The sequence below is a fragment of the Shewanella sp. W3-18-1 genome, assembly GCF_000015185.1.
In the GTDB taxonomy this organism is placed as follows: domain Bacteria; phylum Pseudomonadota; class Gammaproteobacteria; order Enterobacterales; family Shewanellaceae; genus Shewanella; species Shewanella putrefaciens.
Genome location: NC_008750.1, coordinates 19,302 through 44,004, shown reverse-complemented (window position 1 = coordinate 44,004; position 24,703 = coordinate 19,302). Strand labels below are relative to the sequence as shown.

Sequence of the window (24,703 nt, the reverse complement as noted above, 5' to 3'; positions counted from 1 at the left end):
TAAGCAAAAGGACTTAACGAAGTTATCGAGATCTTCTGCTAATTAATGGAGTTCAGCGATAATTTAATAATCTAGGAATAAATATTATGCGTCATCAAGCGGGTATAGCTAAAAGTGAAATGCAAAAAAGCCAGCTTATTCAGCTGGCTTGGTTACATCTTTACAAGATAATTAGGCGCTTGGCGATGACCTACTCTCACATGGGGAGACCCCACACTACCATCGGCGCGATTGCGTTTCACTTCTGAGTTCGGGATGGGATCAGGTGGTTCCACAATGCTATTGTCACCAAGCATATTTGGTTTTAAACAAGACTCGAGAGCGCACTGCGTGCTGCTAGATTCTAGGAACTAAAACCTGCTCTTATCTTATTTAATAATTCGGAAAACTGATTGTTTTTTGAGTCCACACTTCATTAAGTGTTTATATTCTGTCTAAGGCTTCTTTGTAAAACCCATCTGGGTTGTATGGTTAAGCCTCTCGAGTCATTAGTACATGTTAGCTCAACGCCTCACAACGCTTACACACCATGCCTATCAACGTCCTAGTCTCGAACGGCTCTTTAGTGGACTTATAGTCCAAGGGATGACTCATCTTGGGGCTCGCTTCCCGCTTAGATGCTTTCAGCGGTTATCGATTCCGAACGTAGCTACCGGGCAATGCCATTGGCATGACAACCCGAACACCAGCGGTTCGTTCACTCCGGTCCTCTCGTACTAGGAGCAACTCCCCTCAATCATCCAACGCCCACGGCAGATAGGGACCGAACTGTCTCACGACGTTCTGAACCCAGCTCGCGTACCACTTTAAATGGCGAACAGCCATACCCTTGGGACCGACTTCAGCCCCAGGATGTGATGAGCCGACATCGAGGTGCCAAACACCGCCGTCGATATGAACTCTTGGGCGGTATCAGCCTGTTATCCCCGGAGTACCTTTTATCCGTTGAGCGATGGCCCTTCCATTCAGAACCACCGGATCACTATGACCTACTTTCGTACCTGCTCGACGTGTATGTCTCGCAGTTAAGCTGGCTTATGCCATTGCACTAACCGTACGATGTCCGACCGTACTTAGCCAACCTTCGTGCTCCTCCGTTACTCTTTGGGAGGAGACCGCCCCAGTCAAACTACCCACCAGGCACTGTCCCTAACCCCGATTAGGGGTCTAGGTTAGAACATCAAAACTACAAGGGTGGTATTTCAAGGACGACTCCATCAGGACTAGCGTCCCAACTTCATAGTCTCCCACCTATCCTACACATGTAGGTTCAATGTTCAGTGCCAAGCTATAGTAAAGGTTCACGGGGTCTTTCCGTCTAGCCGCGGGTATACGGCATCTTCACCGCAATTTCAACTTCACTGAGTCTCGGCTGGAGACAGCGTGGCCATCATTACGCCATTCGTGCAGGTCGGAACTTACCCGACAAGGAATTTCGCTACCTTAGGACCGTTATAGTTACGGCCGCCGTTTACCGGGGCTTCGATCATGAGCTTCTCTTGCGATAACCCAATCAATTAACCTTCCGGCACCGGGCAGGCGTCACACCGTATACTTCCTCTTGCGAGTTTGCACAGTGCTGTGTTTTTGATAAACAGTTGCAGCCACCTGGTATCTGCGACTCCCGTCAGCTTAGAGAGCAAGTCTCATCACCAACAGGAGCGTACCTTCTCCCGAAGTTACGGTACCATTTTGCCTAGTTCCTTCAGCCGAGTTCTCTCAAGCGCCTTGGTATTCTCTACCCGACCACCTGTGTCGGTTTGGGGTACGATTCCCACTAACCTGAAGCTTAGAAGATTTTCCTGGAAGCATGGCATCAACTACTTCAGTCCCTTAGGACCTCGTCATCAGCTCTCAGTGTATAGCAACCCGGATTTGCCTAAGTCACCCACCTACCACCTTAAACGCGGACTACCAACGCCGCGCTAGCCTAGCCTTCTCCGTCTCTCCATCGCAGTTAGCGGAAGTACAGAAATATTAATCTGTTTCCCATCGATTACGCCTTTCGGCCTCACCTTAGGGGTCGACTCACCCTGCCCCGATTAACGTTGGACAGGAACCCTTGGTCTTTCGGCGAGGGGGTTTTTCACCCCCTTTATCGTTACTCATGTCAGCATTCGCACTTCTGATACCTCCAGCGTGGGTTACCCCTTCACCTTCAACGGCTTACAGAACGCTCCTCTACCGCGCAACCCTAATGGGCTGCACCCGTAGCTTCGGTGGTATGTTTAGCCCCGTTACATCTTCCGCGCAGGCCGACTCGACTAGTGAGCTATTACGCTTTCTTTAAATGATGGCTGCTTCTAAGCCAACATCCTAGCTGTCTAAGCCTTCCCACATCGTTTCCCACTTAACATACACTTTGGGACCTTAGCTGACGGTCTGGGTTGTTTCCCTTTTGACGACGGACGTTAGCACCCGCCGTCTGTCTCCCGAGTAGTACTCATTGGTATTCGGAGTTTGCAAAGGGTTGGTAAGTCGGGATGACCCCCTAGCCTTAACAGTGCTCTACCCCCAATGGTATTCGCTCGAGGCGCTACCTAAATAGCTTTCGAGGAGAACCAGATATCTCCCGGTTTGATTGGCCTTTCACCCCCAGCCACAAGTCATCCGCTAATTTTTCAACATTAGTCGGTTCGGTCCTCCAGTTGATGTTACTCAACCTTCAACCTGCCCATGGCTAGATCACCGGGTTTCGGGTCTACACCTTGCAACTAAACGCGCAGTTAACACTCGGTTTCCCTACGGCTCCGCTATTCGCTTAACCTCGCTACAAAATGTAAGTCGCTGACCCATTATACAAAAGGTACGCAGTCACGGTCTCAAGAACCGCTCCCACTGCTTGTACGTATACGGTTTCAGGTTCTATTTCACTCCCCTCACAGGGGTTCTTTTCGCCTTTCCCTCACGGTACTGGTTCACTATCGGTCAGTCAGGAGTATTTAGCCTTGGAGGATGGTCCCCCCATATTCAAACAGGATGTCACGTGTCCCGCCTTACTCGTTTTCATCTACGGTTAGTTTTCGTGTACGGGGCTATCACCCTGTGCCGCTGGACTTTCCAGACCATTCCACTAACACCCCATAGACTTAAGGGCTAATCCCCGTTCGCTCGCCGCTACTAGGGGAATCTCGGTTGATTTCTTTTCCTAAGGGTACTTAGATGTTTCAGTTCCCCTCGTTCGCCTCATGTAGCTATGTATTCACTACATGATGACCGCTTATGCGGCCGGGTTCCCCCATTCGGACATCGTTAGCTCAAATGCTTGTTACTAGCTCGCCAACGCTTTTCGCAAGTTACTACGTCCTTCATCGCCTCTGACTGCCAAGGCATCCACCGTATACGCTTAGTCGCTTAACCATACAACCCAAATGAGTTTCACTTGAATTGTTGCGACCAGCTGGTTTTACTTGTCTCACTTCTGACCAAAGAAGTGGACGCGCCTTAGACTTGAATATTCAAGACACTTAATAAAGTGTTTGAGAACTCAATGTTCAATGCTTTCGCATTAAACTTTTTGTAATTAATCACATGACAGACTCATGCCATTAATTACTATCAGCTTTCCAAATTGTTAAAGAACTACATCGACCTGCTAGAGGGATGTTTCGCTCTACCCGTCCTAAGACAGGATAAACAAGCAATCTGTGTGAACACTCAAAAGGTACACGGATGTACCGAATGTCGAAAATGCAGGAGCATTTTTCGACCAAGCATCGAGCTAGTCGTATAGGTAAGGAGGTGATCCAGCCCCAGGTTCCCCTAGGGCTACCTTGTTACGACTTCACCCCAGTCATGAACCACAAAGTGGTGAGCGCCCCCCCGAAGGTTAAGCTACCCACTTCTTTTGCAGCCCACTCCCATGGTGTGACGGGCGGTGTGTACAAGGCCCGGGAACGTATTCACCGTGGCATTCTGATCCACGATTACTAGCGATTCCGACTTCATGGAGTCGAGTTGCAGACTCCAATCCGGACTACGACGAGCTTTGTGAGATTAGCTCCACCTCGCGGCTTTGCAACCCTCTGTACTCGCCATTGTAGCACGTGTGTAGCCCTACTCGTAAGGGCCATGATGACTTGACGTCGTCCCCACCTTCCTCCGGTTTATCACCGGCAGTCTCCCTAGAGTTCCCACCATTACGTGCTGGCAAATAAGGATAGGGGTTGCGCTCGTTGCGGGACTTAACCCAACATTTCACAACACGAGCTGACGACAGCCATGCAGCACCTGTCTCACGGTTCCCGAAGGCACTAAGCTATCTCTAGCGAATTCCGTGGATGTCAAGAGTAGGTAAGGTTCTTCGCGTTGCATCGAATTAAACCACATGCTCCACCGCTTGTGCGGGCCCCCGTCAATTCATTTGAGTTTTAACCTTGCGGCCGTACTCCCCAGGCGGTCTACTTAATGCGTTAGCTTGAGAGCCCAGTGTTCAAGACACCAAACTCCGAGTAGACATCGTTTACGGCGTGGACTACCAGGGTATCTAATCCTGTTTGCTCCCCACGCTTTCGTGCATGAGCGTCAGTCTTTGTCCAGGGGGCCGCCTTCGCCACCGGTATTCCTCCAGATCTCTACGCATTTCACCGCTACACCTGGAATTCTACCCCCCTCTACAAGACTCTAGTTCGCCAGTTCGAAATGCTATTCCTAGGTTGAGCCCAGGGCTTTCACATCTCGCTTAACAAACCGCCTGCGCACGCTTTACGCCCAGTAATTCCGATTAACGCTCGGACCCTCCGTATTACCGCGGCTGCTGGCACGGAGTTAGCCGGTCCTTCTTCTGTAGGTAACGTCACAGATATAGCGTATTAAGCTACACCCTTTCCTCCCTACTGAAAGTGCTTTACAACCCGAAGGCCTTCTTCACACACGCGGCATGGCTGCATCAGGGTTTCCCCCATTGTGCAATATTCCCCACTGCTGCCTCCCGTAGGAGTCTGGGCCGTGTCTCAGTCCCAGTGTGGCTGATCATCCTCTCAGAACAGCTAGGGATCGTCGCCTTGGTGAGCCATTACCTCACCAACTAGCTAATCCCACCTAGGTTCATCCAATCGCGGAAGGCCCGAAGGTCCCCTCCTTTCCCCCGTAGGGCGTATGCGGTATTAGCAGTCGTTTCCAACTGTTATCCCCCTCGACTGGGCAGATCCCTAGGCATTACTCACCCGTCCGCCGCTCGCCACCTCAGAAGTAAACTCCCTTGTGCTGCCGCTCGACTTGCATGTGTTAGGCCTGCCGCCAGCGTTCAATCTGAGCCATGATCAAACTCTTCAATTAAAGTTTTGTTGCTTCCGTCTTGCGACTTCAGCGGCTCAATGAATTCTGTCATTTGTTTCCGCTTTTAAAAAAGCGAAATCAAAATTATGTACATATTGCTATGAACACTCATTGTTACATTGATTTAATTCTTTGACTGCCAACCCTAAAGCTAAGCAGTTTCGATTAACTCAACACCTGTGAGTGTCCACACAGATTTCTTGTTTTATCTTGTTAAAGAGCAACTCAACCTCATAAGAGAAGGCGAGTACCACACTGAGCGCCGAACGCTACCAGTTGGCTAGGGCTGCGTATTCTACGCATTTCCCGTTTCGCGTCAAGGAGTTTTTTCAACTTCTTGCTGCGCTTGAATTAAGTGCTTAAAAGCGACTCAATTCAACCTAACTCGTCAGCTGGCTTTCGCTGTCTGCCGTGTCAGTGGATGCGCATTATAGGGAGATTGAGAAAGTCCGCAACCCCTATTTTTAAGATAATTGCCATTTTCTCACTGTTCGTTGGATATTTGACCTGACCCGCTAGTTTTTAACCTTTATAATGCTAAAAACCACTCAATCAGGGACTTTTCTATGTCAGGGCCACTCAGAACTTACCAAGGTATTCATCCTCAATTAGGCAATAACGTATATGTAGATGAAGCTTCGGTGCTTGTTGGCGATATTGCGTTAGATACTGATGCCAGTATTTGGCCTATGGTGGCGGCGCGTGGTGATGTTAACCATATTCGTATTGGTAAGCGCTCGAACGTACAAGACGGTAGCATATTGCATGTAACGCGTAAGTCAGCTGCTCGTCCCGAGGGTCATCCACTAATTATTGGTGATGATGTGACTATTGGTCACAAGGCTATGCTTCACGGTTGCAAAGTCGGTAACCGAGTATTAGTGGGCATGGGTGCGATTATTCTCGACGGTGCGATTTTAGAAGATGATGTGATCTTAGGTGCGGGTTCTTTAGTGCCACCGGGCAAGGTATTACAGAGTGGCTATTTATATGTAGGGAGCCCAGTTAAGCAGGCTCGCCCATTAACGCCTGCCGAAATTGCCTTTTTGCCAGAATCTGCCGACAACTATGTCAGACTGAAAAACGAATACTTAGTTGAGTTACAAAACATCTAGTCACTTATAGCTAATCTCTTATAGTTAGTCGCTTATTGTCACTATAGCTATATAAGAAAGGCGGTAGACACTCATTGAGTCTCTACCGCCTTTTGCTATTCGCTGATTCAGAAGCTATCTAAGCTCGATGAGTTTAGCCTAAGTGTACTGCCCCAAACTCATCGAACTCCTCTGCTTCGATTAACTCTTCCGCCATTTCTTCGGCATCAAATCTCACTGCATCAAACAAAGCCAGGATAGCGGCGGCTTCATCGGTACTCGGCTGCTTGGAGAAATCATTCAGCTCGGTTAACTTATTCGCACTGATATAGCACTTGATGTTCATCCCTTGTGACTGCGCGATAAAGCAGACTCGCTTGTGGGCGTCGTCCCAATATTGCAGTTCGGGGAAAAGAATACTTTGATTCATGCTTCCTACTTAGGCTCAGCCTTTAATTTGTCCCGCAAAAGAGTCAACACCACTTGAGTATCTGGCTCAACACCTCGCCATAGGGTAAAGCTTTTAGCGGCTTGTCCGACTAACATACCGAGTCCATCAATAACCTTAGCTGCACCTTGGGATAGCGCCCATTGGTTAAAAGCGGTAACTGAGGCACCATACATCATGTCATAGCAGACAGTTTGAGGGGTAATGATATGCGCTGGCACGGGTGGCAACTCGCCCGCAAGGCTAGCCGAAGTTGAGTTAATAATGATATCGAATTCGCCCACAAGCTCATTCATTTCTACGGCGGTGACTCTATTTGCGAAAGCACCGTTATCCACCGAAGTAAAGATATCGACCAGAAGCTGTGCCTTAGTGTGAGTGCGATTGCTAATCGTTAGCTGCGCAATTCCCGCATTTAATAATGGCAGAATACAACCGCGCGCCGCACCACCAGCACCTATAAGTAACACGCGCTTACCTTGCAGGCTGCCTAAGTTAGCGATGAGATCAGCCACCAGCCCTAAACCATCGGTGTTATCACCGCGAATAGTGCCATCGGCCAATAAACTTAAGGTGTTTACCGCGCCGGCAAGCTTGGCCTCTGGGCTGAGACTGTCACACAGCGCAAAAGCTTGCTCCTTAAAAGGCACTGTCACATTCGCGCCCTTGCCGCCCGCATTGAAAAACGCCGTCAGTGAGGCTTCAAAACCATCGACCGGAGCAAGAATGGCTTCATAGGTTAATAACTCTTGGGTGGGCGCAGCAAATTGTCCATGAATGAACGGCGATTTACTGTGGCTAATTGGATTGCCAAACACTGCGTATTTGTCTGTCATAGCGATATTAAATTTTAGGTTCAATGGCTTTGCAGTCTACCGCGCTTTTGAGCCTAGGCAAGACGAATTATGCTCAACTAAATTTCACGCTATAATGCGCCATCGGCTCAATGCTCTCTATTTTAGTGAACTACTATTCCAATGAACTGGCTTAAAAAGATTTTTAGCAAACACACTCCACCGCAGGATGATCGCGATCCGATCCAATCTAACGCTTACGACTTAATCGGCGGCGAAAAAGTGATCCGCGCTATCACCAAATGTTTTTATCAGAAGATGGCAAGCTCAGCAGAAACGACAACACTGCTTGCCATTCATAGAGCGCCAATTGCGGAATCAGAGCAGAAGTTGTTCGAATTTTTAAGTGGTTGGCTCGGCGGGCCACAACTCTACCAGCAAAAATATGGTCACCCCGCATTGCGAGCACGACACATGCATTTCGCCGTCGATGAGGCGATGCGGGATCAATGGCTGTTTTGTATGAAATTTGCGATTGAAGAAAACATTAATAAGCCAGAGCATCGAGCCGCCATCTTTGAGGCGATTTCAACTCTGGCTGATCATATGCGTAATCAATAAAGTGGATGTTGTATCCACTTCATAAGATTACTGGCTAAACCCAGTCGCGGGGTTTGAGGTAGTTATCGTACAAATCTGCCTCTGGGCTTCCCGCCTCTGGTGTATAAGCATATTGCCAACGCACTAATGGCGGCATCGACATTAAGATAGACTCGGTACGGCCGCCTGTCTGCAGGCCAAACAAAGTGCCCCTGTCGTAGACTAAGTTGAACTCAACATAACGACCACGACGGTAGAGTTGGAACTGGCGCTCACGCTCACCGAATTCAGTCTCTTTACGACGCTCGACAATCGGCGCATAGGCCGTTAAGAAGCCATTACCTACAGCTTGCATAAAGCTAAAGCTTTGCTCGAATCCGTCTTGATTCAAGTCATCGAAAAACAATCCACCCACGCCGCGAGTTTCATTACGGTGCGGCAGGAAGAAATACTCATCGCACCATTTCTTATACTTGGGATAAACCTCATCCCCGAAAGGCGCGCAAATATCCTTAGAAGTCTGGTGCCACTCGCGCACATCTTCCTCGAAAGGATAATAAGGCGTTAAATCAAAGCCACCGCCAAACCACCACACGGGATCGGCGCCCTCTTTTTGAGCAATAAAGAAACGCACATTGGCATGAGTCGTTGGGATATAAGGATTATTAGGATGAATAACTAAAGAAACGCCCATAGCTTCAAAACTACGCCCCGCCAATTCTGGGCGATGCGCCGTAGCCGACGCAGGCATAGCAGCGCCAGTCACATGGGAAAAGTTAACCCCAGCTTGCTCGAACACTGCACCTTGAGTTAATACTCGGCTCGTACCACCACCGCCTTCGGCGCGAGTCCATGAATCGGCGGCGAACGTGGCTTGGCCATCCAGCGCCTGTAAACCGGCACAAATTCGGTTTTGTAGATCGATTAAAAACGCTTTTACCACTGCAACATCAGGCACACTCATCTTGTTATCCTTATTATTGGTTTGCTCATTGTCCATTTCGTAAAATCTTACCGCTTCGCGCATCGATAATGGTCGAGGGCTGACGTTGCTCACCAAGTTCACCTAATACGAGTGCATCAATTTTACCTGTAAAATCGGCGAGGATTTCAGCGGCAGTTAATGCGGGATCTTCACCTGCAAGGTTAGCGCTGGTCGACACTAAAGGTTTATTAAGTGCGCGGCACAGGGCTTGTACTCCAGCATGGGCCGACACTCGCACTGCGATAGAGTCAAATTCACCACAGAGGTATTTTGAAACCTGCGCTTTGATTGGCATGACAAAGGTAAAAGGCCCCGGCCACTTGGAAAATGCAAACTCGAGCTGCTCAGCAGTTAATTGCGATTCATCAACATAAGCCAAAAGCTGCTGAAAATCACTGGCGACTAAGATCAGTCCCTTTTGCCATGGGCGCTGTTTTACAGCCAATAACTTTTGGATAGCAGTGTCATTATCTGGGTCGCAACCTAGGCCATAAACGGCCTCGGTTGGATAAGCGATAACACCACCGTTAAGCACAATATCTTTTATGTCAGATGGGTGCAGCTGCAACATCTTAGGATCACCTTTTGAGTATTGTCGATTTCAACAATCAAATTATTGGATAAATTCGAATACTGACCGCCCCATCAGCGGTCAGCCAAGGATTATACGCAAGCCACTTTCATCGGCCAAATATTAAGATGCAGGTCACACAATAAACTAAAGTGGTCTTTTGTATTTACAGCTTTTTTGCGGGCATTCTAAACGCATCCCTGCCGCACCTTTACGCTCGACTAAGATCCCAAAACCACAACTCGGGCAAACTTCAGCAACCGGAGGATAATTCACAATAAATTTGCACTTAGGGTAAGCACTGCAGGCATAAAAACTCTTTCCGAAGCGACTCGTTCTGTGCTCAAGCTTACCCGCTTTGCATTCTGGGCAAGGGATATCTGGTTTATTAGCTCCTTGATCCTGTTTTTCAATATGCGTGCAGCTAGGATATTGAGTACAACCAATAAAGATCCCAAAGCGCCCAGACTTTACCGCCAGTTCGTGACCGCATTCTGGGCATACAGAACCGTCAATCACTTGAGTTTCAATAGATTCGTGCTGCACTAAGGGGCGAGTGTAATTACAGCTAGGGTAATTATTACAGCCAATAAAACCGCCGTGCTTACTATGTTTGACCGATAACTCGCTGCCACATTCAGGGCAAAGTTCGTATTCTTTTTCCAGTGCGTGTTCGTGGGCACTAAATAATTGTTCATCAATCTTAGACATAATCATTCACCACCTGTCGTAGCGCATTAGGATATCAAGCGCGGTGCCATCAAGGAATTTATGGCATCAAAAAAGGAGGTCTTAGCCTCCTTTCTCTCATAATTCATCTTTCACAACAATTAAGAATGCAGTCGGCCTTCGGGCTGTTCGAAGATTAAATCTTCCATTTGCTCATAAGCGGACTCATGGCCAGGAGCATTAAACAGTACCATTAAGATAACCCATTTGAGATCTTCTAAAATCAGGGTTGGTTCATCCAACTCCATCACTCTATCAATCACCATTTCACGGGTTTCGACATTCAGCACTTTAACTTGCTCTAAAAACAACAAGAAACCGCGGGATTCTACATCCAGCTTGTCCATTTCGTCCTTTGTATAGATACGAAACGAATGCTGATCGTGATTACAAAGATAAGGTTTATCCCCTTCTTGTAATTCAGCTAAGCGCTCTAACCAAGTTAACGCTTTTAAAATCTCGGATTGATGAAATCCGGCACGAGTGAGTTCCTTGGTTAACTCGTCTTCATCAACTAGTAGTTCAACTTCACTGTGAACATAGTTTTCAAATAGATACATGAGGATATCAAACATGGCTAGCTCCTCTTTACTCTGACGTAACCACCGGGTACTGCTATTACCCAACCTTGCAACTCAAGTTCAAGCATTTGTTCTAACACCAGATCTATCGTTTTTCCACTATGTTCAACTACAGCATCAATTGTTGTAGTTTCATAACCTACACTAGCTAACAGAGACGAAAATGGCAAATGGCAAATGTCACTCTTCTGTATATGGTGGCATAAGTTTAATTCTTCAAGGTGGAAAGCCGTTAAACTTGCCAACTCTTCCACTATATCGGCAGCGGTTTCCACAAGTTTTGCCCCATCACGTAATAAATCATGACAGCCTTGATGGTAACCCCCTAAGATTGAGCCTGGAACAGCAAATACTTCGCGCCCCTGCTCCATCGCCAACCTCGCTGTGATTAAAGATCCGCTTTTACGACAGGCTTCAACCACAAGTGTACCTAAAGATAGACCGCTAATAATGCGATTTCGTTTCGGAAAATTGCCCGCAAAGGGGCCTATATCGGGCCAAAACTCGCTGAGTATACAACCTTGCTGCTGAATATTCTCATAAAGCTGTCGATGTCTGCGGGGGTACACAATATCAATACCTGTTCCCAGTACAGCAATCGTCCTTTTATTATGGTCAACACAGGCTTTATGCGCAGCACCATCAATGCCCATTGCCATCCCACTACAAATACCAAAACCAAGGGATGACATCTCTGTAGCTAGTTGATAAGCGACCTGTAAGCCTCCAGGCGAAGCATTACGACTTCCGACAATAGCAAGGTAAGGAGGCACCAATGCCTCCAAACACCCCTTAACAAAGAGGATGGAAGGCGGATCGGGTAATTGCTTTAACAACGGTGGATAAAGCGGATCAGAAAAACAAATCAGGTAATGCTCAGAGGAGTGTTGCTGCCATTCTAGGGCTGCATCCACTTTTTGATAATCAATCACAAGGCTATGGAGCAGATGATCAGATAAAGGTAGCGCTTGTCTCTCGTGCTCTAACCTTTGCCTGAGGTCGTCCACTTCCATGTGCATTAATAATTGTTGGGTCCGAGCAGGTCCAAGCCCAGATACAGCACTAACAATTAACCAATCGACCAAGTTTTCAGTAATTTATTGACCTCTAAACGCTAAATAATCGGGCGAAATTAGCTTATCATCAACTCGAACTGGGCGTTCTGTAGAGACAATTAAACCCAGACTCACTTTATCGAATACTTTAAATACCATTAGTTTACCATGATAAACGTCCGGCATTTTAATCGAACGCTCCGATGAAACGGACGCTATGATGTTATCATAGGCGGTGCGTTCTAGCGCAGGAACCGGTGAACCATCATGGTTAATGACAATTTCTTCACCATCACGGTAAATTGAGAACACATTACCAGGCTCAACACCGTCTTGGGTTCCTTTATCTAAATAGACTACATTCAGCTTACCCGCTTCACGCATTGCAGATTCTGTTGCTAAAACTGAAGCATGGTTTACTAACTGTGCAGGCTTGGGGGTAAAGTACGCAGACATCAGGGAATCATCCTCCATTGGTAGCACCTTAAAACCCGCTTTAGTCTCTCGAAAACTACTCAGTAATTTTATCTTTGAAACATTTCCAGACTCAATAACTTGACCAGTAGATACCAAGATAGCCTCTTGCCCCAACGCCTCACCGGACTCTTTATTAAAAAATGCTCGACCACTTTCGTAAACACCATACTTTTGGTGTAAAGGTAATATGTTATTGATATAAACCACGTCACCAATAATATGGTGACGTGAAGGACTTTCACCCGCCAATATCATTGGCTGCTCAGAAAACCAGTTAGAATCGACAACTCGATTTTGCACAAGATAGTTTTTGATAAGTGCAAGATCGATGGCAGGAACAGCATTACTCTTAGCGATAATGCGCCCTTCAGGGCTCTTTTTTACAAAAGGTTTTCCCGCACTCGAACTATCACGTACAAGCCGAGGTTGACCATCAATAAAGATTAATGTCAGTTGATCACCGGGATAAATAAGATGAGGGTTCGCAATCTGTGGGTTAACATCCCAAAGACGAGGCCATTTCCACGGATCATTTAAGAAAGTCGTAGCGATATCCCATAAGGTATCACCTTTTTTCACCACATATGACTCGGGATACCCCGCTTTAAGCGTAAGAGTATCAGCGGAAACAAACGTGCAACTAAATGTCATTAACACGAGTAAAATTAACCGTTTCATGGTGTGGTCCATGTTGTTTTGGCTCGAAATAGAGCTTTTACTATTATTGATAGACACTAAAGACTAAAATTAGCCCATTAGCATTAGTCAGTATAACTAACTGACCAAAATTTGACAGACTTGTTAAGAGTTTAAGTATGGCACTATTAAATGTTTTACGCTTTCCTGATGAAAGACTAAGGATCCAAGCCAAACCTATCACTGAGTTTGACGCAGAACTACAGACTCAAATCGATAACATGTTTGAAACAATGTACCAAGAAAAGGGTATAGGACTTGCTGCAACGCAAGTCGATTATCATAAACAACTTATCGTCATGGACTTACAAGACGAAATCGAGCGCCCAAAGGTGTTTATCAATCCTGAAATTATCTCGAGTAGTGGCGACTTTTGTAATGAAGAGGGTTGTCTATCTGTTCCAGGTATCTATGCCAAAGTGGATCGTGCCGAATTTGTCACGGTAAAAGCATTGGATAGGAATGGTTGCGAATTTATTGTTGAAGCCGATGAGTTATTTGCCATTTGTATTCAACATGAAATGGACCACCTCAAAGGCAAATTGTTTGTCGATTATTTGTCGCCGCTAAAACGTCAGCGGATCAAACAAAAACTTGAAAAAGCGGCCAGATTGGACGCCAAAGAAGCATAGGATTTGGATTTGAAATCACTCAACATCATTTTTGCCGGAACACCGGATTTCGCTGCTCGCCATTTGCAAGCTTTGCTCAACTCACAACACAATGTGATTGGTGTTTACACTCAACCTGATAGACCCGCAGGGCGCGGCAAAAAACTCACCGCCAGCCCAGTAAAAGAACTCGCTGTCGCCAACAATATTCCTGTATATCAACCGGGATCATTACGTAAAGAACCTGCACAACAAGCACTTGCCGCTCTCAATGCCGATATTATGGTGGTGGTTGCCTATGGCCTGATTTTACCCAAGGTTGTACTAGATACGCCGCGCTTAGGTTGTATTAATGTTCATGGTTCTATTTTACCTCGCTGGCGCGGTGCCGCACCCATTCAGCGTGCCCTATGGGCGGGCGACAAAGAAACGGGGGTGACCGTCATGCAAATGGATGTCGGTCTAGATACGGGCGACATGCTGCTTAAAACTTATTTGCCGATTGAAGATAGCGACACTTCAGCAAGCCTTTACGAGAAACTGGCTGAACAAGGTCCCGTTGCCCTATTGCAAGCCCTTAAAGGTTTGGCAAATGGCACCTTAGCCGCTGAAAAACAAGATGAAGCCTTAGCGAACTACGCAGAAAAACTCAGTAAAGAAGAAGCCAGACTCGACTGGAATAAGTCTGCCAAACAATTGTGGCAAGAAGTCCGTGCCTTTAATCCTTGGCCTGTAAGTTATTTTGAGCACCAAGGAAACACGATTAAAGTGTGGCAAGCACACGTTAGCGAAACCATCAGCACAGCCGCTCCAGGTACTATTATCAGCGCCAGCAAAAGAGGCATAGAAGTGGCCACCGCCGATGGCGTGTTAACACTGTTGAGTATGCAGCTTCCGGGGAAAAAGCCACTCAATGTTGCCGATATTCTTAATGCCCGCGGTGAATGGTTTAGTCCGAATACTCGTCTCGCAAACGAGGCCGAATAATCATGAACTTGCGCGCGCTAGCTGCGAAAGCCATCTTCGAAGTATTAGAAAAAGGCGTGTCACTGTCAGTGGCATTGCCTGATCAACAAAAGCATCTTGCCAGCGGCAAAGATAAAGCCCTACTTGCCGAGATCTGCTATGGCGTGATGCGCACTCTGCCGCAAATAGAAAAACGCATCAGTGAATGCCTAGAGAAACCACTTAAAGGCAAACAAAGGATTATCCACCAGCTCCTGATCGTAGGTTGCTACCAACTGTACTTTACCCGTATTCCAAGCCATGCCGCAATTTCAGAAACCGCCGAAGCCTGTCGCCAACTAAAATTTGAAGGCATGGTCAAAGTGGTTAATGGTGTACTGCGCAACATTCAGCGCCAGCTTTCGCCACTGAGCACTGAATCAGACACCTTAAGCTACAACACACCAGCTTGGTTGATTAAGCGCTTAAAAGAAGCCTATCCCGAGCAGTGGCAAGACATCATTCAACAAAGCCATGAACGCCCACCGATGTGGCTGCGTAACAATCGCTTATCCCAGAGCCGTACCGAATACCTTGCAGCCTTAGCCGAACTCGACATTGAAGCGAGCGAAGGCAGTAGTGCTGATGCCATTCTCTTAGCCCATCCAAAGGATGTGGCGACACTGCCACGCTTCCATGAAGGTGCGGCATCAGTGCAAGATGGCGCAGCGCAATGGGCGGCGACACTGCTCGCGCCACAAGTGAATGAGTTAATACTCGATGCCTGCGCAGCCCCCGGTGGTAAAAGCTGCCATCTACTCGAACTTGAACCGAGCATCAAATTAGTCGCTGTTGATTTTGATGCCAAACGCCTTGAGCGGGTGCAACAGAATCTTGATCGCCTATCATTAAAAGCGGAGCTTATCCATGGCGATGCGGCCAATATTGGCTCATGGTGGCAAGGTGGACTATTTGATCGTATCTTACTGGATGCCCCCTGTTCAGCCACAGGGGTGATCCGCCGTCATCCCGATATTAAATGGTTGCGAAAAAACCATGACATCGAAGAATTGGCTGAACTTCAACAGCAAATTCTCGATCATTGCTGGAAGTGGCTAAAACCAGGAGGCACGCTTCTTTATGCCACATGTTCGATTTTACCGCAGGAAAACCGCGACCAGATCAGTGCGTTTTTAGATAGAACGGTAGATGCTAAGCTAGACATACTCGCCCAGCAAAATTCGCCACAGGATATAGGTTGGCAAATCACGCCAGGACAAGACAATATGGATGGGTTTTATTACGCCCGTTTATTGAAAGCGACCCACAAGTAGGAAGTAAGCAAGGCCATGAAGATTATCATATTAGGTGCGGGTCAGGTTGGGGGAACTTTGGCCGAGAATTTGGTGGGTGAAAATAATGACATCACCATAGTCGATAGCGACAGATCAAAATTACGTGCCCTACAGGATAAATATGACCTTCGCGTTGTGGCAGGCCATGGCGCTCATCCAGATGTGCTAAAAGAAGCCGGTGCCGAAGATGCTGATATGCTAATTGCGGTCACTAATAGCGATGAATGTAATATGGCCGCCTGCCAAATTGCCTACAGCCTATTTGGCACACCAACAAAAATCGCCCGTATCCGCTCAGAACCCTATCTGGCTATGCGTGATAAACTCTTTATTGATAGCGAAACCAAGAACAGTGACGGCCGTCCACGTGGTGGCTTTGTAATTGACGAACTCATTGCTCCTGAACAGTTAGTGACCGCTTACATCCAGCGCCTTGTTGAATATCCAGGTGCATTGCAAGTGCTCGAGTTTGCCGAAGGCAAGTTAAGCTTAGTCGCAGTGCGCGCCTATTACGGTGGTCCATTAGTGGGTAATGCACTAGCGGCGCTACGCGAACATATGCCCAATATCGATACCCGAGTCGCAGCAATTTTTCGCCAAGGTAGACCCATTATGCCGCGCGGAACGACAATTATTGAAGCCGATGATGAGGTATTTTTCGTCGCCGACAGTCGCCATATTCGCGCCGTTATGAGCGAAATGCAAAAGCTCGATAATACCTACCGCAATATTATGATCGCTGGCGGCGGTAACATAGGATTAGGATTAGCAAAACGCCTAGAACGTACCCACTCGGTAAAACTTATCGAACACAAATTTGAGCGAGCAGAATCGCTTTCGGAACAACTCGAAAATACAACTGTATTTTGTGGTGATGCTTCGGATCAAGAATTACTACTCGAAGAACATATTGACCAAACAGATGTGTTTATTGCCGTCACTAATGATGATGAAGCCAACATTATGTCGGCTCTTTTAGCAAAGCGTATGGGCGCAAAAAAGGTCATGGTGCTTATTCAGCGAGAAGCCTATGTGGATATAGTGCAAGAAGCCAATATCGATATCGCGATTTCTCCGCAACAGGCAACCATTTCAGCCCTACTCACTCATATTCGTCAAGGTGATATTTGTAACGTCTATTCCTTACGCCGCGGCGCCGCCGAGGCGATTGAAGCCATAGCACATGGCGATTCAAACACCTCCAAGGTAGTAGGTAAAGCCATTGGTGATATTAAATTGCCACCGGGAACGACCATAGGTGCAATTGTCCGCAATGATGAAGTGCTGATGGCCCATGATAAAACCGTGATAGAACAAGGAGATCATGTCATCTTGTTCCTTGTGAATAAAAAGTTTGTCGGTGAAGTCGAAAAACTTTTCCAACCTAGTGCTTTCTTTTTTTAGGTCATTAAAGTCACTACTTTATGCTGAATTTCAGACCACTATTGTTTATTTTAGGGCTGTTTCTTTCCATGTTAACAGCCTTTATGTTTATCCCCCTGCTCCTTGCCGCTTTCAGTGGCGAAGAAACTGTAGGCTCTTTTATGGTATCCGCACTAGCAACAGGGATCTGCGCTAGCCTTTGTTTACATAATGGCCAAAGTAAAACTATTCACCTCAATATCCGCGATATGTTTCTGCTGACGAGCCTAACGTGGTTAATCGTCAGCCTATTTGCGGCCATGCCCTTTACCCTGTATCACGGTATTGGCTATACGGATGCATTTTTTGAAACCATGTCCGGTATTACCACGACGGGTTCCACCGTCCTTTCAGGCTTGGATACCATGGACCATAGCATTCTAATCTGGCGATCATTACTACAATGGCTTGGAGGTATTGGTTTTATTGTTATGGCCGTTGCAATTTTGCCTTTCTTAAACGTCGGAGGTATGCGGCTATTTCGTACTGAATCTTCTGATTGGAGTGATAAAGCCGTACCCAGAACACAAAATATGGCTAAGCATTTATTTTTTATCTATATTTTATTAACCATTGTTTGTTGTGTTGCCTACCACTTGGCTGGTATGACTTGGTTTCAAGCAATTAACCATGCGATGACCACAATATCCACTGGTGGTTATTCCACTTCAGATAGCTCAATGGCAGCTTTTTCAAACTCAGCACACTGGGTAGGTATTGTATTTATGGCGGCTGGTGGCTTGCCACTATTACTGTTCGTACATACGATTCAACAACGGAATCTTCATATTTGGAATGATGCACAAGTTAGAGGATTTTTATTCTTTCTGACCTTTGTCTCCTGCTCCATTGGATTTTGGCTCTGGCAAACCCGTGACATTGCGTTATTAGATGCCCTACGCTTATCCAGTTTTAATGTGGTTTCTGTTGTAACAACAACAGGATATGGCTTAACTGATTACGGATCTTGGGGGGCTTTTGCTAATATCGCTTTTTTATTTTTAATGTTTGTGGGCGGTTGTTCAGGCTCAACATCGGGGGGAATTAAGATCTTCCGCTTTCAAATCGCAGGTGCCATTATGCGCGAGCAATTAAAGCAACAGTGTCATCCAAACGGTCTATTTCGAGAGCGCTATAATAATCGCATTATCAGTGAAGATATTGTCCGCTCGCTCATTACCTTCGTCTTACTATTTATGCTCGTCATTGTTGGATTATCAGTAATTTTAGTACTTACAGGGCTCGACCCTATGACTAGCTTTACTGGTGCCATCACTGCCGTCACCAATGTAGGACCAGGTTTAGGCCCTATTATTGGCCCTGCGGGCAATTTCTCAACCTTGCCCGATGTCGCCAAATGGGCATTAGCACTCGGTATGTTACTTGGCCGCTTGGAAATCTTAACCGTGGCAGTATTATTCCACCCAAGTTTCTGGAAATACTAACGGCAGTCATAAAAATGCGCTAATAACATGCATTTTCCATTACGTTGTTGCTGTAACCTCTGTCAGATCTAACAGATGATCGGCATAAATTTTCACATCTTCCCAGTCGGTATAATCGATCACTGATTTAGGATCGGTTGGACCTTTAGTCATCTTCATAATCAACTGAATCGCCAATCTGTCGTACCAAGGCCATGAAGGATAATCCACTTTACCTGCAATGATCTTCAGATCTGCGGGAGTCCATGGTGATAATGCAATAAACTTTTGCAGGTATTTATTATTTTCTGGGATACGTTTTTCAGGATTTCTGGCGACCACATTGACACAGAAGAAACTGTTCGGTAAAGCGCTTAATGCTTGATTATGCTGTTCTATAAACTGGAATACTGTTTTATCGTAGGTACCGTAGAGAACACAAGCCCCCAGAGCAACAACCTGATAATCCGGCCAATTAATCCGAGTGGCTGCGGCACTATTGATATCAACTAAGTCAACCTGCGCACCACGGTTTTTTAATTGATCAGCAATTGCACTAGCAATCTTGGCTGTATGTCCACCACGGGTAAAATAAAGTACGAGGACGCGTATCATTGGAAGTTCTCAATTCGCTGAAGTAATGTCACCATTGTGGCGTTATTCCGCTAAATAATCCTCTGATAGGATCACAAATCAGCGGTATCTCATATTCTGTTATGCAAAAATTGAGATCTGTATTGTCGAGCAGTATGATTGCGTTTACAGGTATGTACAATTAGAATTATCTAATAAAATAAGCGATAAAGTGAGTGACCTTATGCAAAATGATATAGATGTAGATGCAATGGTAACTAATGCGGAAAGTGCAGCTAAATGGCTTAAAGCCATCGCGAATCCTTATCGCCTAATGATTTTATGCCTATTGCTAGATAAAGAGTTAAGCGTAACTGAGCTCAATGCCACGGTGCCATTAAGCCAATCCGCACTATCCCAGCATTTAGCTGTGTTACGCGCAGAAGATTTAGTGGATACCCGTAAGAGTTCGCAAATTGTTTATTATAAGCTTAAGAATGAGCAAGTTACCCAAGTCATTTCTATTCTACACAATCGCTACTGCGCGGGGTAATGCTAAATTTAAGCCCCTCTCTATTTTAAGATTTGGGGCTTAAATTTTTTTTACTGGTGACTAAAGTCAGTGCCAAAAGCATCAACCTTAGCCCAATCGGTAAACTCAAAGGTTCCGTTAATATCGGTCGGCCCTTTAGTCATCCACATAATAAAACGTATCATAGTGCGATCAAAGAAACTGTACTTTGGATAATCAATCTTACCTGCAAATACCGCCAAGTGCTGAGGTTGCCATAGGGAAAGTTTTAAAAACTTTTGCATATAGGGATTGGTTTCGGGGGTATTTTTTAAGGGCTTGCGTGCCACAACATTAACGGAAAAAAATCCGTTAATTTTGGTATCTAATACGGCATGGTGACGATTAACAAATTGATATAACTCGGGCCTATATTTTCCATAGCGAATACTGGCACCGATCAACACTTTATCAAAATCAGCCAAACTCAATGCTTCTGCCTGCTCTAACGTGACTAGCGAAACATTTTCTCCCGCCTGCTCTGCAAACAGTTTTATTTTTTGGCAGATTGCCAATGTTTGGCCATCAATGGTTGAGTAGATTATTAACGTCTGCATCTTTAATTTTTCCAAAAGGTTGGCGTGAATAAAATCAGTAAGGTAAAGACTTCGAGGCGTCCAAACAACATAGCGACCACCAGCACCCACTTTGCTCCATCACCGATACTGGCGTAATTACTCGCCACCTCGCCTAAACCTGGGCCAAGGTTGTTTAAGCAAGCCGCGGTAGCACTAAAAGCGGTAATATCATCTAAACCCATCGCCATCAGTGCAAGCATACAAATCACAAACACTAGCGCATAGGCAGAAAAGAATCCCCAAACAGCATCAACCACGCGGTCTGGTAAGGCTTTAGAGCCTATCCTAATTGAAAACATCGCCTTCGGGTGAACGAGTCGTTTCAATTCGCGCGACCCCTGTAACAGCAGCAAAATCACCCGGATAACTTTAATCCCCCCCGCAGTTGAACCGCCACAACCACCAATAAAGCTCGAGAATATTAATAACATCGGTAAAAATAGCGGCCACATATGAAAGCTATCCGTACCGAATCCAGCCGTTGTCGCCACAGAAACTGCTTGAAACAGCGCCTGATCTAAGGTTTCTTCGGGTGATTCATAAATACCAGAATGATAAAGCGTCAGAAAACAAATCGCGGTAAGAATAAGTTGAATCGCCACCAGCATTTTAAATTCAGTATCTTTAAAATACACTTTAACGTTAATACCTCGCCGCGAAAATGCCGCAAAATGCACGCTAAAGTTAACCGCAGAGACAATTAGAAAGAACACACAAATCAGATTGATCACAGGACTATCGAAATAGCCCATACTGGCATCATGGGTCGAAAAGCCACCAATGGCTATGGTTGAAAAAGAATGACAAATTGCATCAAAAATACTCATTCCTGCCAACCAATAGGCGCCAGCACAGGAGATCGTTAACAGTAAATAGATATACCACAGTGCTTTAGCTGTTTCAGCTATCCTAGGTGTCATCTTACTGTCTTTCACAGGCCCTGGGATTTCAGCACGATAAAGCTGCATCCCCCCAACACCAAGTACAGGTAAAATAGCCACAGCAAGCACAATGATCCCCATACCACCGAGCCATTGCAGCATGTGCCGATAAAACAGAATAGCTTTGGGCAAGGAGTCAAGACCAACAATCACTGTCGCCCCAGTCGTGGTCAGCGCCGAAAAAGATTCAAAAAAACTATCTGTCCAACTCAGATCTGGCTGATTAGAGAAAATAAATGGAAGGGATCCTATAGAACCCAGTACTGTCCAAAATAATACAACAATCAAAAAACCCTCTCGGGTACGTAACTCTTCTTTGCAGCGGCGATTGGGATACCAAAGCCAAAAACCAATAAATAGACTCACAAAAAAGGCTTGGATAAATGCCGTACCGCCACCATCGTTATACCAAATAGCGATCAGTGCTGGTGGCAGCATAGTGATGGAAAATAAGCCGATTAATAGACCTATTATTCTTATTATGGTTTTATATTGCATTAAGCGAGTTCAATTATTCCATTGGCTGTAAAGGTATTTTCAGCATTTTGGCTATTTTGGCATAATTTGCGCGGGCATCACAGTTCAAACTCGGCACTTAAGCTGCCTTGGCTCAAGGTCATCAATAATTCGCTGAACCTTTCTTGCTGTAGCTTTCCTATTTCAAACTCAATATAGACAACTTCAGCAAACTGCTTATTGATCATAACGGCATCAACTTGCTGTAATGAATATTCTACATCCCTTAGTTGCGAGTAGTCACACTGTAGCCTTGCAGGATAACGCAGCTGCTTTGTTTGCATTGATAGCTTGGTCAATCCAAGTCTTAAACCAGAAGTATAGGCTCGAACTAAGCCTCCCACACCAAGTTTAGTACCGCCATAATAGCGCACAACCACAGCAGCAACTTCACCAATATTTGCACCTTGTAAAACAGCGAGCATAGGGCGGCCAGCACTGCCAGCGGGTTCACCGTCATCACTTGAGCCAATCAATACAGTGTCGATTGGTGCGCCAGCGATAAAAGCATAGCAGTAGTGGCTTGCGCCGGGGTAATCACGCTTTATGTCAGTGAGCACTAACTTTAATTTATCAATACTATCGCAATGAAAGATAAAAGAGATAAAGCGGCTATGCTTTATCTCTTCTTCAATCTGAATATTTTCACTCGGGATAAGGTAACTGTCGAGCACAAGATCGTCCTAAACTTTGCCCTATGATCAATCGGCTAAGCCGAGCTCGCGGGTCATATTCTCGTTTCTATCTTGATGCACTATGACGTTATCTTCGATACGAATACCGCCAAAAGGCCTTAACTCATCAACGGTTTGCCAGTTGATCTGCAGGCCACGACTATCTTGTTTAAGCTCATTAAGCAAAGTATCTATGATGTATAACCCAGGTTCCATAGTCAGTACTTGGTTTGGCGCTAAAATGCGGGTGCAGCGCAAAAATGGGTGGGCCTCGGGCGCCGCGATATGGGTACCGCGCTCATCGTGGGAGAAGCCACCCACATCATGCACTTGTAAACCTAACATGTGGCCTAAACCATGGGGGAAGAAAGCACTGGTAATGCCTTGATCAACCAAACCTTGGGCATCCCCCGTGGCTAAATCAAAATCCAATAGCATTTGCGCGACTTTAGCGTGAGTAGCTAAGTGTAAATCAGGATAACGCACACCGGGACGCATCATGTCGATGAGCTCAAGCTGCGCCTTATTCATCGCAGCGATCAACTCATCGAAACGATTCTTCTCGAAGGCATAGGTTCTAGTAATATCAGACGCATAGCCAAAGTAACTCGCGCCCGCATCGATAAGAAAAGACAAACGTTTCGCGGGGCTTTGATGCTCAAGCGCGGTGTAATGCAAAATCGCCGCATTTTGATTAAGAGCGATAATATTGCCGTAGGGCACTTCATTTTCGCTCTGGCCCACGGCAGATAAATAGTGCTGTTGGATCTCGAACTCACTCGCACCGTTATAAAACGCATTTTTAGCCGCCAAATGTCCCTGCACCGCAATTTGGTTGGCGCGGCGCATACATTCCAGCTCATATTCAGTTTTAGTGGTTCTGTGGTAATGCAAATAGCTCATCACAGCATCGGGATTGCGACTGGTAAAACCCAGCACTTCGGCTACATCTAAATGCTCGCCCAAATAAGCCCAATTAACAGTGTCTTTGGGCAACAGTTCAGCGACCTTATCAGCCTTAGTTAACAACTTAATATCAAAATGCTCGGTCCAGAACATATCCGGCACATCGGATACTTTGTGCCAAAAATCCACAGGACGATAAAAAATCAGCTGCGGCTTATCGCGACCATTGACGACTAACCAGCAATTCGGATTATCCAACACTGGCAACCATGCCTTGAAGTGCGGGTTTGCTTTAAAGGGATAATTGATATCATCCAAAAACATCCGATGCGGCTGACCCGAATGGATCACTAAACCAGACAAGGCTTCTCGAGACAAAATCTCTGCGACTCGGCGGTTTAACTCGGCAATATGGGCACGATAGTGATGAGCCAACTGATCCATTTGTCATCTCCTGCAATGAATAAAAGTTAATATTATGAGCCAAATTTGCCCACATAATCTTAATCTGATCATGAACAACAGATTCAATCAAAACGTTAAACTGTCACTCAATCTAAAATACATGGCTGCTAAACAAAGAACATAAAAGCGATAACATCATGATTATTTTTAATAATTCTATTCAACCCTAGCATGGCTACAGCGTTTAAACGTCTAAGGAAAACAGCCACAAAGACCTATTTATCCACAAAGTGATTTAACGCATTCTAGGCGTTCTACACTCTGTGCAGTGTATCACAAAGGTGAAAAATCACCCTAGCCGACAAGAAATTAAACAGTCGTTTAAATTGGGTGTTGTAATTTATCGAATTTCGAAGCACACTGGCACACAACTGGTCAAATGATGGCCGAAGCTGCTGTGAGATAGAGAGTCGTA

21 protein-coding genes and 3 rRNA genes are annotated in these 24,703 nt (G+C 45.9%); 8 read left to right on the top strand and 16 right to left on the bottom strand.

Annotation, left to right across the window (positions count from 1 at the left end):
- Positions 1-177: 177 nt before the first annotated feature.
- The 3 genes from rrf to SPUTW3181_RS00185 form a co-directional block, all read right to left on the bottom strand.
- Positions 178-293 (bottom strand): 5S ribosomal RNA (rrf, locus tag SPUTW3181_RS00195).
- 174 nt (positions 294-467) lie between these two features.
- Positions 468-3,360 (bottom strand): 23S ribosomal RNA (locus tag SPUTW3181_RS00190).
- Positions 3,361-3,734: 374 nt separating this feature from the next.
- Positions 3,735-5,277 (bottom strand): 16S ribosomal RNA (locus SPUTW3181_RS00185).
- Together the 16S, 23S and 5S rRNA genes form the textbook arrangement of a ribosomal RNA operon.
- Before the next feature lie 566 nt (positions 5,278-5,843).
- Between SPUTW3181_RS00185 and SPUTW3181_RS00180 the strand changes: the two genes are divergently transcribed.
- On the top strand, positions 5,844-6,392 hold the full coding sequence (locus SPUTW3181_RS00180) for a gamma carbonic anhydrase family protein (RefSeq protein WP_011787455.1): 549 nt from the start codon (positions 5,844-5,846) through the stop codon (positions 6,390-6,392).
- Positions 6,393-6,525: 133 nt separating this feature from the next.
- Here SPUTW3181_RS00180 and SPUTW3181_RS00175 read toward each other — a convergent pair whose 3' ends face one another.
- Both SPUTW3181_RS00175 and aroE read right to left on the bottom strand, forming a co-directional pair.
- Complete coding sequence (locus SPUTW3181_RS00175) at positions 6,526-6,801, bottom strand: DUF1488 domain-containing protein (RefSeq protein ID WP_011787454.1); 276 nt, start codon at positions 6,799-6,801, stop codon at positions 6,526-6,528.
- Positions 6,802-6,806: 5 nt separating this feature from the next.
- Positions 6,807-7,655 carry a shikimate dehydrogenase gene (aroE, locus tag SPUTW3181_RS00170; RefSeq protein ID WP_011787453.1) on the bottom strand — a complete coding sequence of 283 codons (849 nt, stop codon included), beginning with the start codon at positions 7,653-7,655 and terminating at the stop codon, positions 6,807-6,809.
- A 141-nt stretch (positions 7,656-7,796) separates the two neighbouring features.
- On the opposite strand from aroE, the gene SPUTW3181_RS00165 reads away from it, so the two are divergent.
- Positions 7,797-8,234 (top strand): group II truncated hemoglobin, encoded by a 438-nt coding sequence (locus tag SPUTW3181_RS00165; RefSeq protein ID WP_011787452.1) that lies wholly within the window; start codon positions 7,797-7,799, stop codon positions 8,232-8,234.
- Between the two features lie 34 nt (positions 8,235-8,268).
- Here the strand turns inward: SPUTW3181_RS00165 and hemF are convergent, their stop codons facing one another.
- From hemF to SPUTW3181_RS00135, 6 genes are all read right to left on the bottom strand, one after another.
- Complete coding sequence (hemF, locus tag SPUTW3181_RS00160) at positions 8,269-9,177, bottom strand: oxygen-dependent coproporphyrinogen oxidase (RefSeq protein ID WP_011787451.1); 909 nt, start codon at positions 9,175-9,177, stop codon at positions 8,269-8,271.
- Positions 9,178-9,202: 25 nt separating this feature from the next.
- Complete coding sequence (locus SPUTW3181_RS00155) at positions 9,203-9,769, bottom strand: L-threonylcarbamoyladenylate synthase (protein ID WP_011787450.1); 567 nt, start codon at positions 9,767-9,769, stop codon at positions 9,203-9,205.
- Positions 9,770-9,916: 147 nt separating this feature from the next.
- Positions 9,917-10,480 (bottom strand): type I DNA topoisomerase, encoded by a 564-nt coding sequence (locus SPUTW3181_RS00150; RefSeq protein WP_025008554.1) that lies wholly within the window; start codon positions 10,478-10,480, stop codon positions 9,917-9,919.
- 119 nt (positions 10,481-10,599) lie between these two features.
- Entirely contained in the window at positions 10,600-11,073 is a 474-nt protein-coding gene (locus tag SPUTW3181_RS00145) for a DUF494 family protein (protein ID WP_006083793.1), read from the bottom strand.
- A gap of 2 nt (positions 11,074-11,075) precedes the next feature.
- A complete protein-coding gene (gene dprA, locus SPUTW3181_RS00140; RefSeq protein WP_025008553.1) occupies positions 11,076-12,092 on the bottom strand; it encodes a DNA-processing protein DprA in 1,017 nt (338 codons plus the stop codon).
- A gap of 84 nt (positions 12,093-12,176) precedes the next feature.
- Positions 12,177-13,301 carry a LysM peptidoglycan-binding domain-containing protein gene (locus SPUTW3181_RS00135; RefSeq protein WP_011787447.1) on the bottom strand — a complete coding sequence of 375 codons (1,125 nt, stop codon included), beginning with the start codon at positions 13,299-13,301 and terminating at the stop codon, positions 12,177-12,179.
- 125 nt (positions 13,302-13,426) lie between these two features.
- On the opposite strand from SPUTW3181_RS00135, the gene def reads away from it, so the two are divergent.
- From def to SPUTW3181_RS00110, 5 genes are read left to right on the top strand one after another with little or no spacing between them, the layout of a single operon-like run.
- On the top strand, positions 13,427-13,939 hold the full coding sequence (gene def, locus SPUTW3181_RS00130) for a peptide deformylase (protein ID WP_011787446.1): 513 nt from the start codon (positions 13,427-13,429) through the stop codon (positions 13,937-13,939).
- A gap of 9 nt (positions 13,940-13,948) precedes the next feature.
- On the top strand, positions 13,949-14,905 hold the full coding sequence (gene fmt / locus SPUTW3181_RS00125) for a methionyl-tRNA formyltransferase (protein ID WP_011787445.1): 957 nt from the start codon (positions 13,949-13,951) through the stop codon (positions 14,903-14,905).
- 2 nt (positions 14,906-14,907) lie between these two features.
- Complete coding sequence (gene rsmB / locus SPUTW3181_RS00120; RefSeq protein ID WP_011787444.1) at positions 14,908-16,197, top strand: 16S rRNA (cytosine(967)-C(5))-methyltransferase RsmB; 1,290 nt, start codon at positions 14,908-14,910, stop codon at positions 16,195-16,197.
- A gap of 15 nt (positions 16,198-16,212) precedes the next feature.
- Entirely contained in the window at positions 16,213-17,622 is a 1,410-nt protein-coding gene (gene trkA / locus SPUTW3181_RS00115) for a Trk system potassium transporter TrkA (protein WP_011787443.1), read from the top strand.
- Positions 17,623-17,642: 20 nt separating this feature from the next.
- The gene (locus tag SPUTW3181_RS00110; protein WP_011787442.1) at positions 17,643-19,085 is read left to right on the top strand and encodes a TrkH family potassium uptake protein; all 1,443 of its coding nucleotides are present in this window, start codon (positions 17,643-17,645) and stop codon (positions 19,083-19,085) included.
- A 39-nt stretch (positions 19,086-19,124) separates the two neighbouring features.
- Here SPUTW3181_RS00110 and hemG (SPUTW3181_RS00105) read toward each other — a convergent pair whose 3' ends face one another.
- Positions 19,125-19,679 (bottom strand): menaquinone-dependent protoporphyrinogen IX dehydrogenase, encoded by a 555-nt coding sequence (gene hemG / locus SPUTW3181_RS00105; protein WP_011787441.1) that lies wholly within the window; start codon positions 19,677-19,679, stop codon positions 19,125-19,127.
- A gap of 202 nt (positions 19,680-19,881) precedes the next feature.
- On the opposite strand from hemG (SPUTW3181_RS00105), the gene SPUTW3181_RS00100 reads away from it, so the two are divergent.
- Positions 19,882-20,190 carry an ArsR/SmtB family transcription factor gene (locus SPUTW3181_RS00100; RefSeq protein WP_011787440.1) on the top strand — a complete coding sequence of 103 codons (309 nt, stop codon included), beginning with the start codon at positions 19,882-19,884 and terminating at the stop codon, positions 20,188-20,190.
- A 50-nt stretch (positions 20,191-20,240) separates the two neighbouring features.
- Here the strand turns inward: SPUTW3181_RS00100 and hemG (SPUTW3181_RS00095) are convergent, their stop codons facing one another.
- From hemG (SPUTW3181_RS00095) to pepQ, 4 genes are all read right to left on the bottom strand, one after another.
- Positions 20,241-20,765, bottom strand: coding sequence for a menaquinone-dependent protoporphyrinogen IX dehydrogenase (gene hemG, locus SPUTW3181_RS00095; RefSeq protein WP_011787439.1), 525 nt, complete (start codon positions 20,763-20,765; stop codon positions 20,241-20,243).
- Positions 20,766-20,767: 2 nt separating this feature from the next.
- On the bottom strand, positions 20,768-22,225 hold the full coding sequence (locus tag SPUTW3181_RS00090; RefSeq protein ID WP_011787438.1) for a TrkH family potassium uptake protein: 1,458 nt from the start codon (positions 22,223-22,225) through the stop codon (positions 20,768-20,770).
- A gap of 77 nt (positions 22,226-22,302) precedes the next feature.
- A complete protein-coding gene (locus SPUTW3181_RS00085; RefSeq protein ID WP_011787437.1) occupies positions 22,303-22,917 on the bottom strand; it encodes a YigZ family protein in 615 nt (204 codons plus the stop codon).
- A 27-nt stretch (positions 22,918-22,944) separates the two neighbouring features.
- Positions 22,945-24,267 (bottom strand): Xaa-Pro dipeptidase, encoded by a 1,323-nt coding sequence (gene pepQ / locus SPUTW3181_RS00080; RefSeq protein ID WP_011787436.1) that lies wholly within the window; start codon positions 24,265-24,267, stop codon positions 22,945-22,947.
- Positions 24,268-24,703 lie beyond the last annotated feature (436 nt).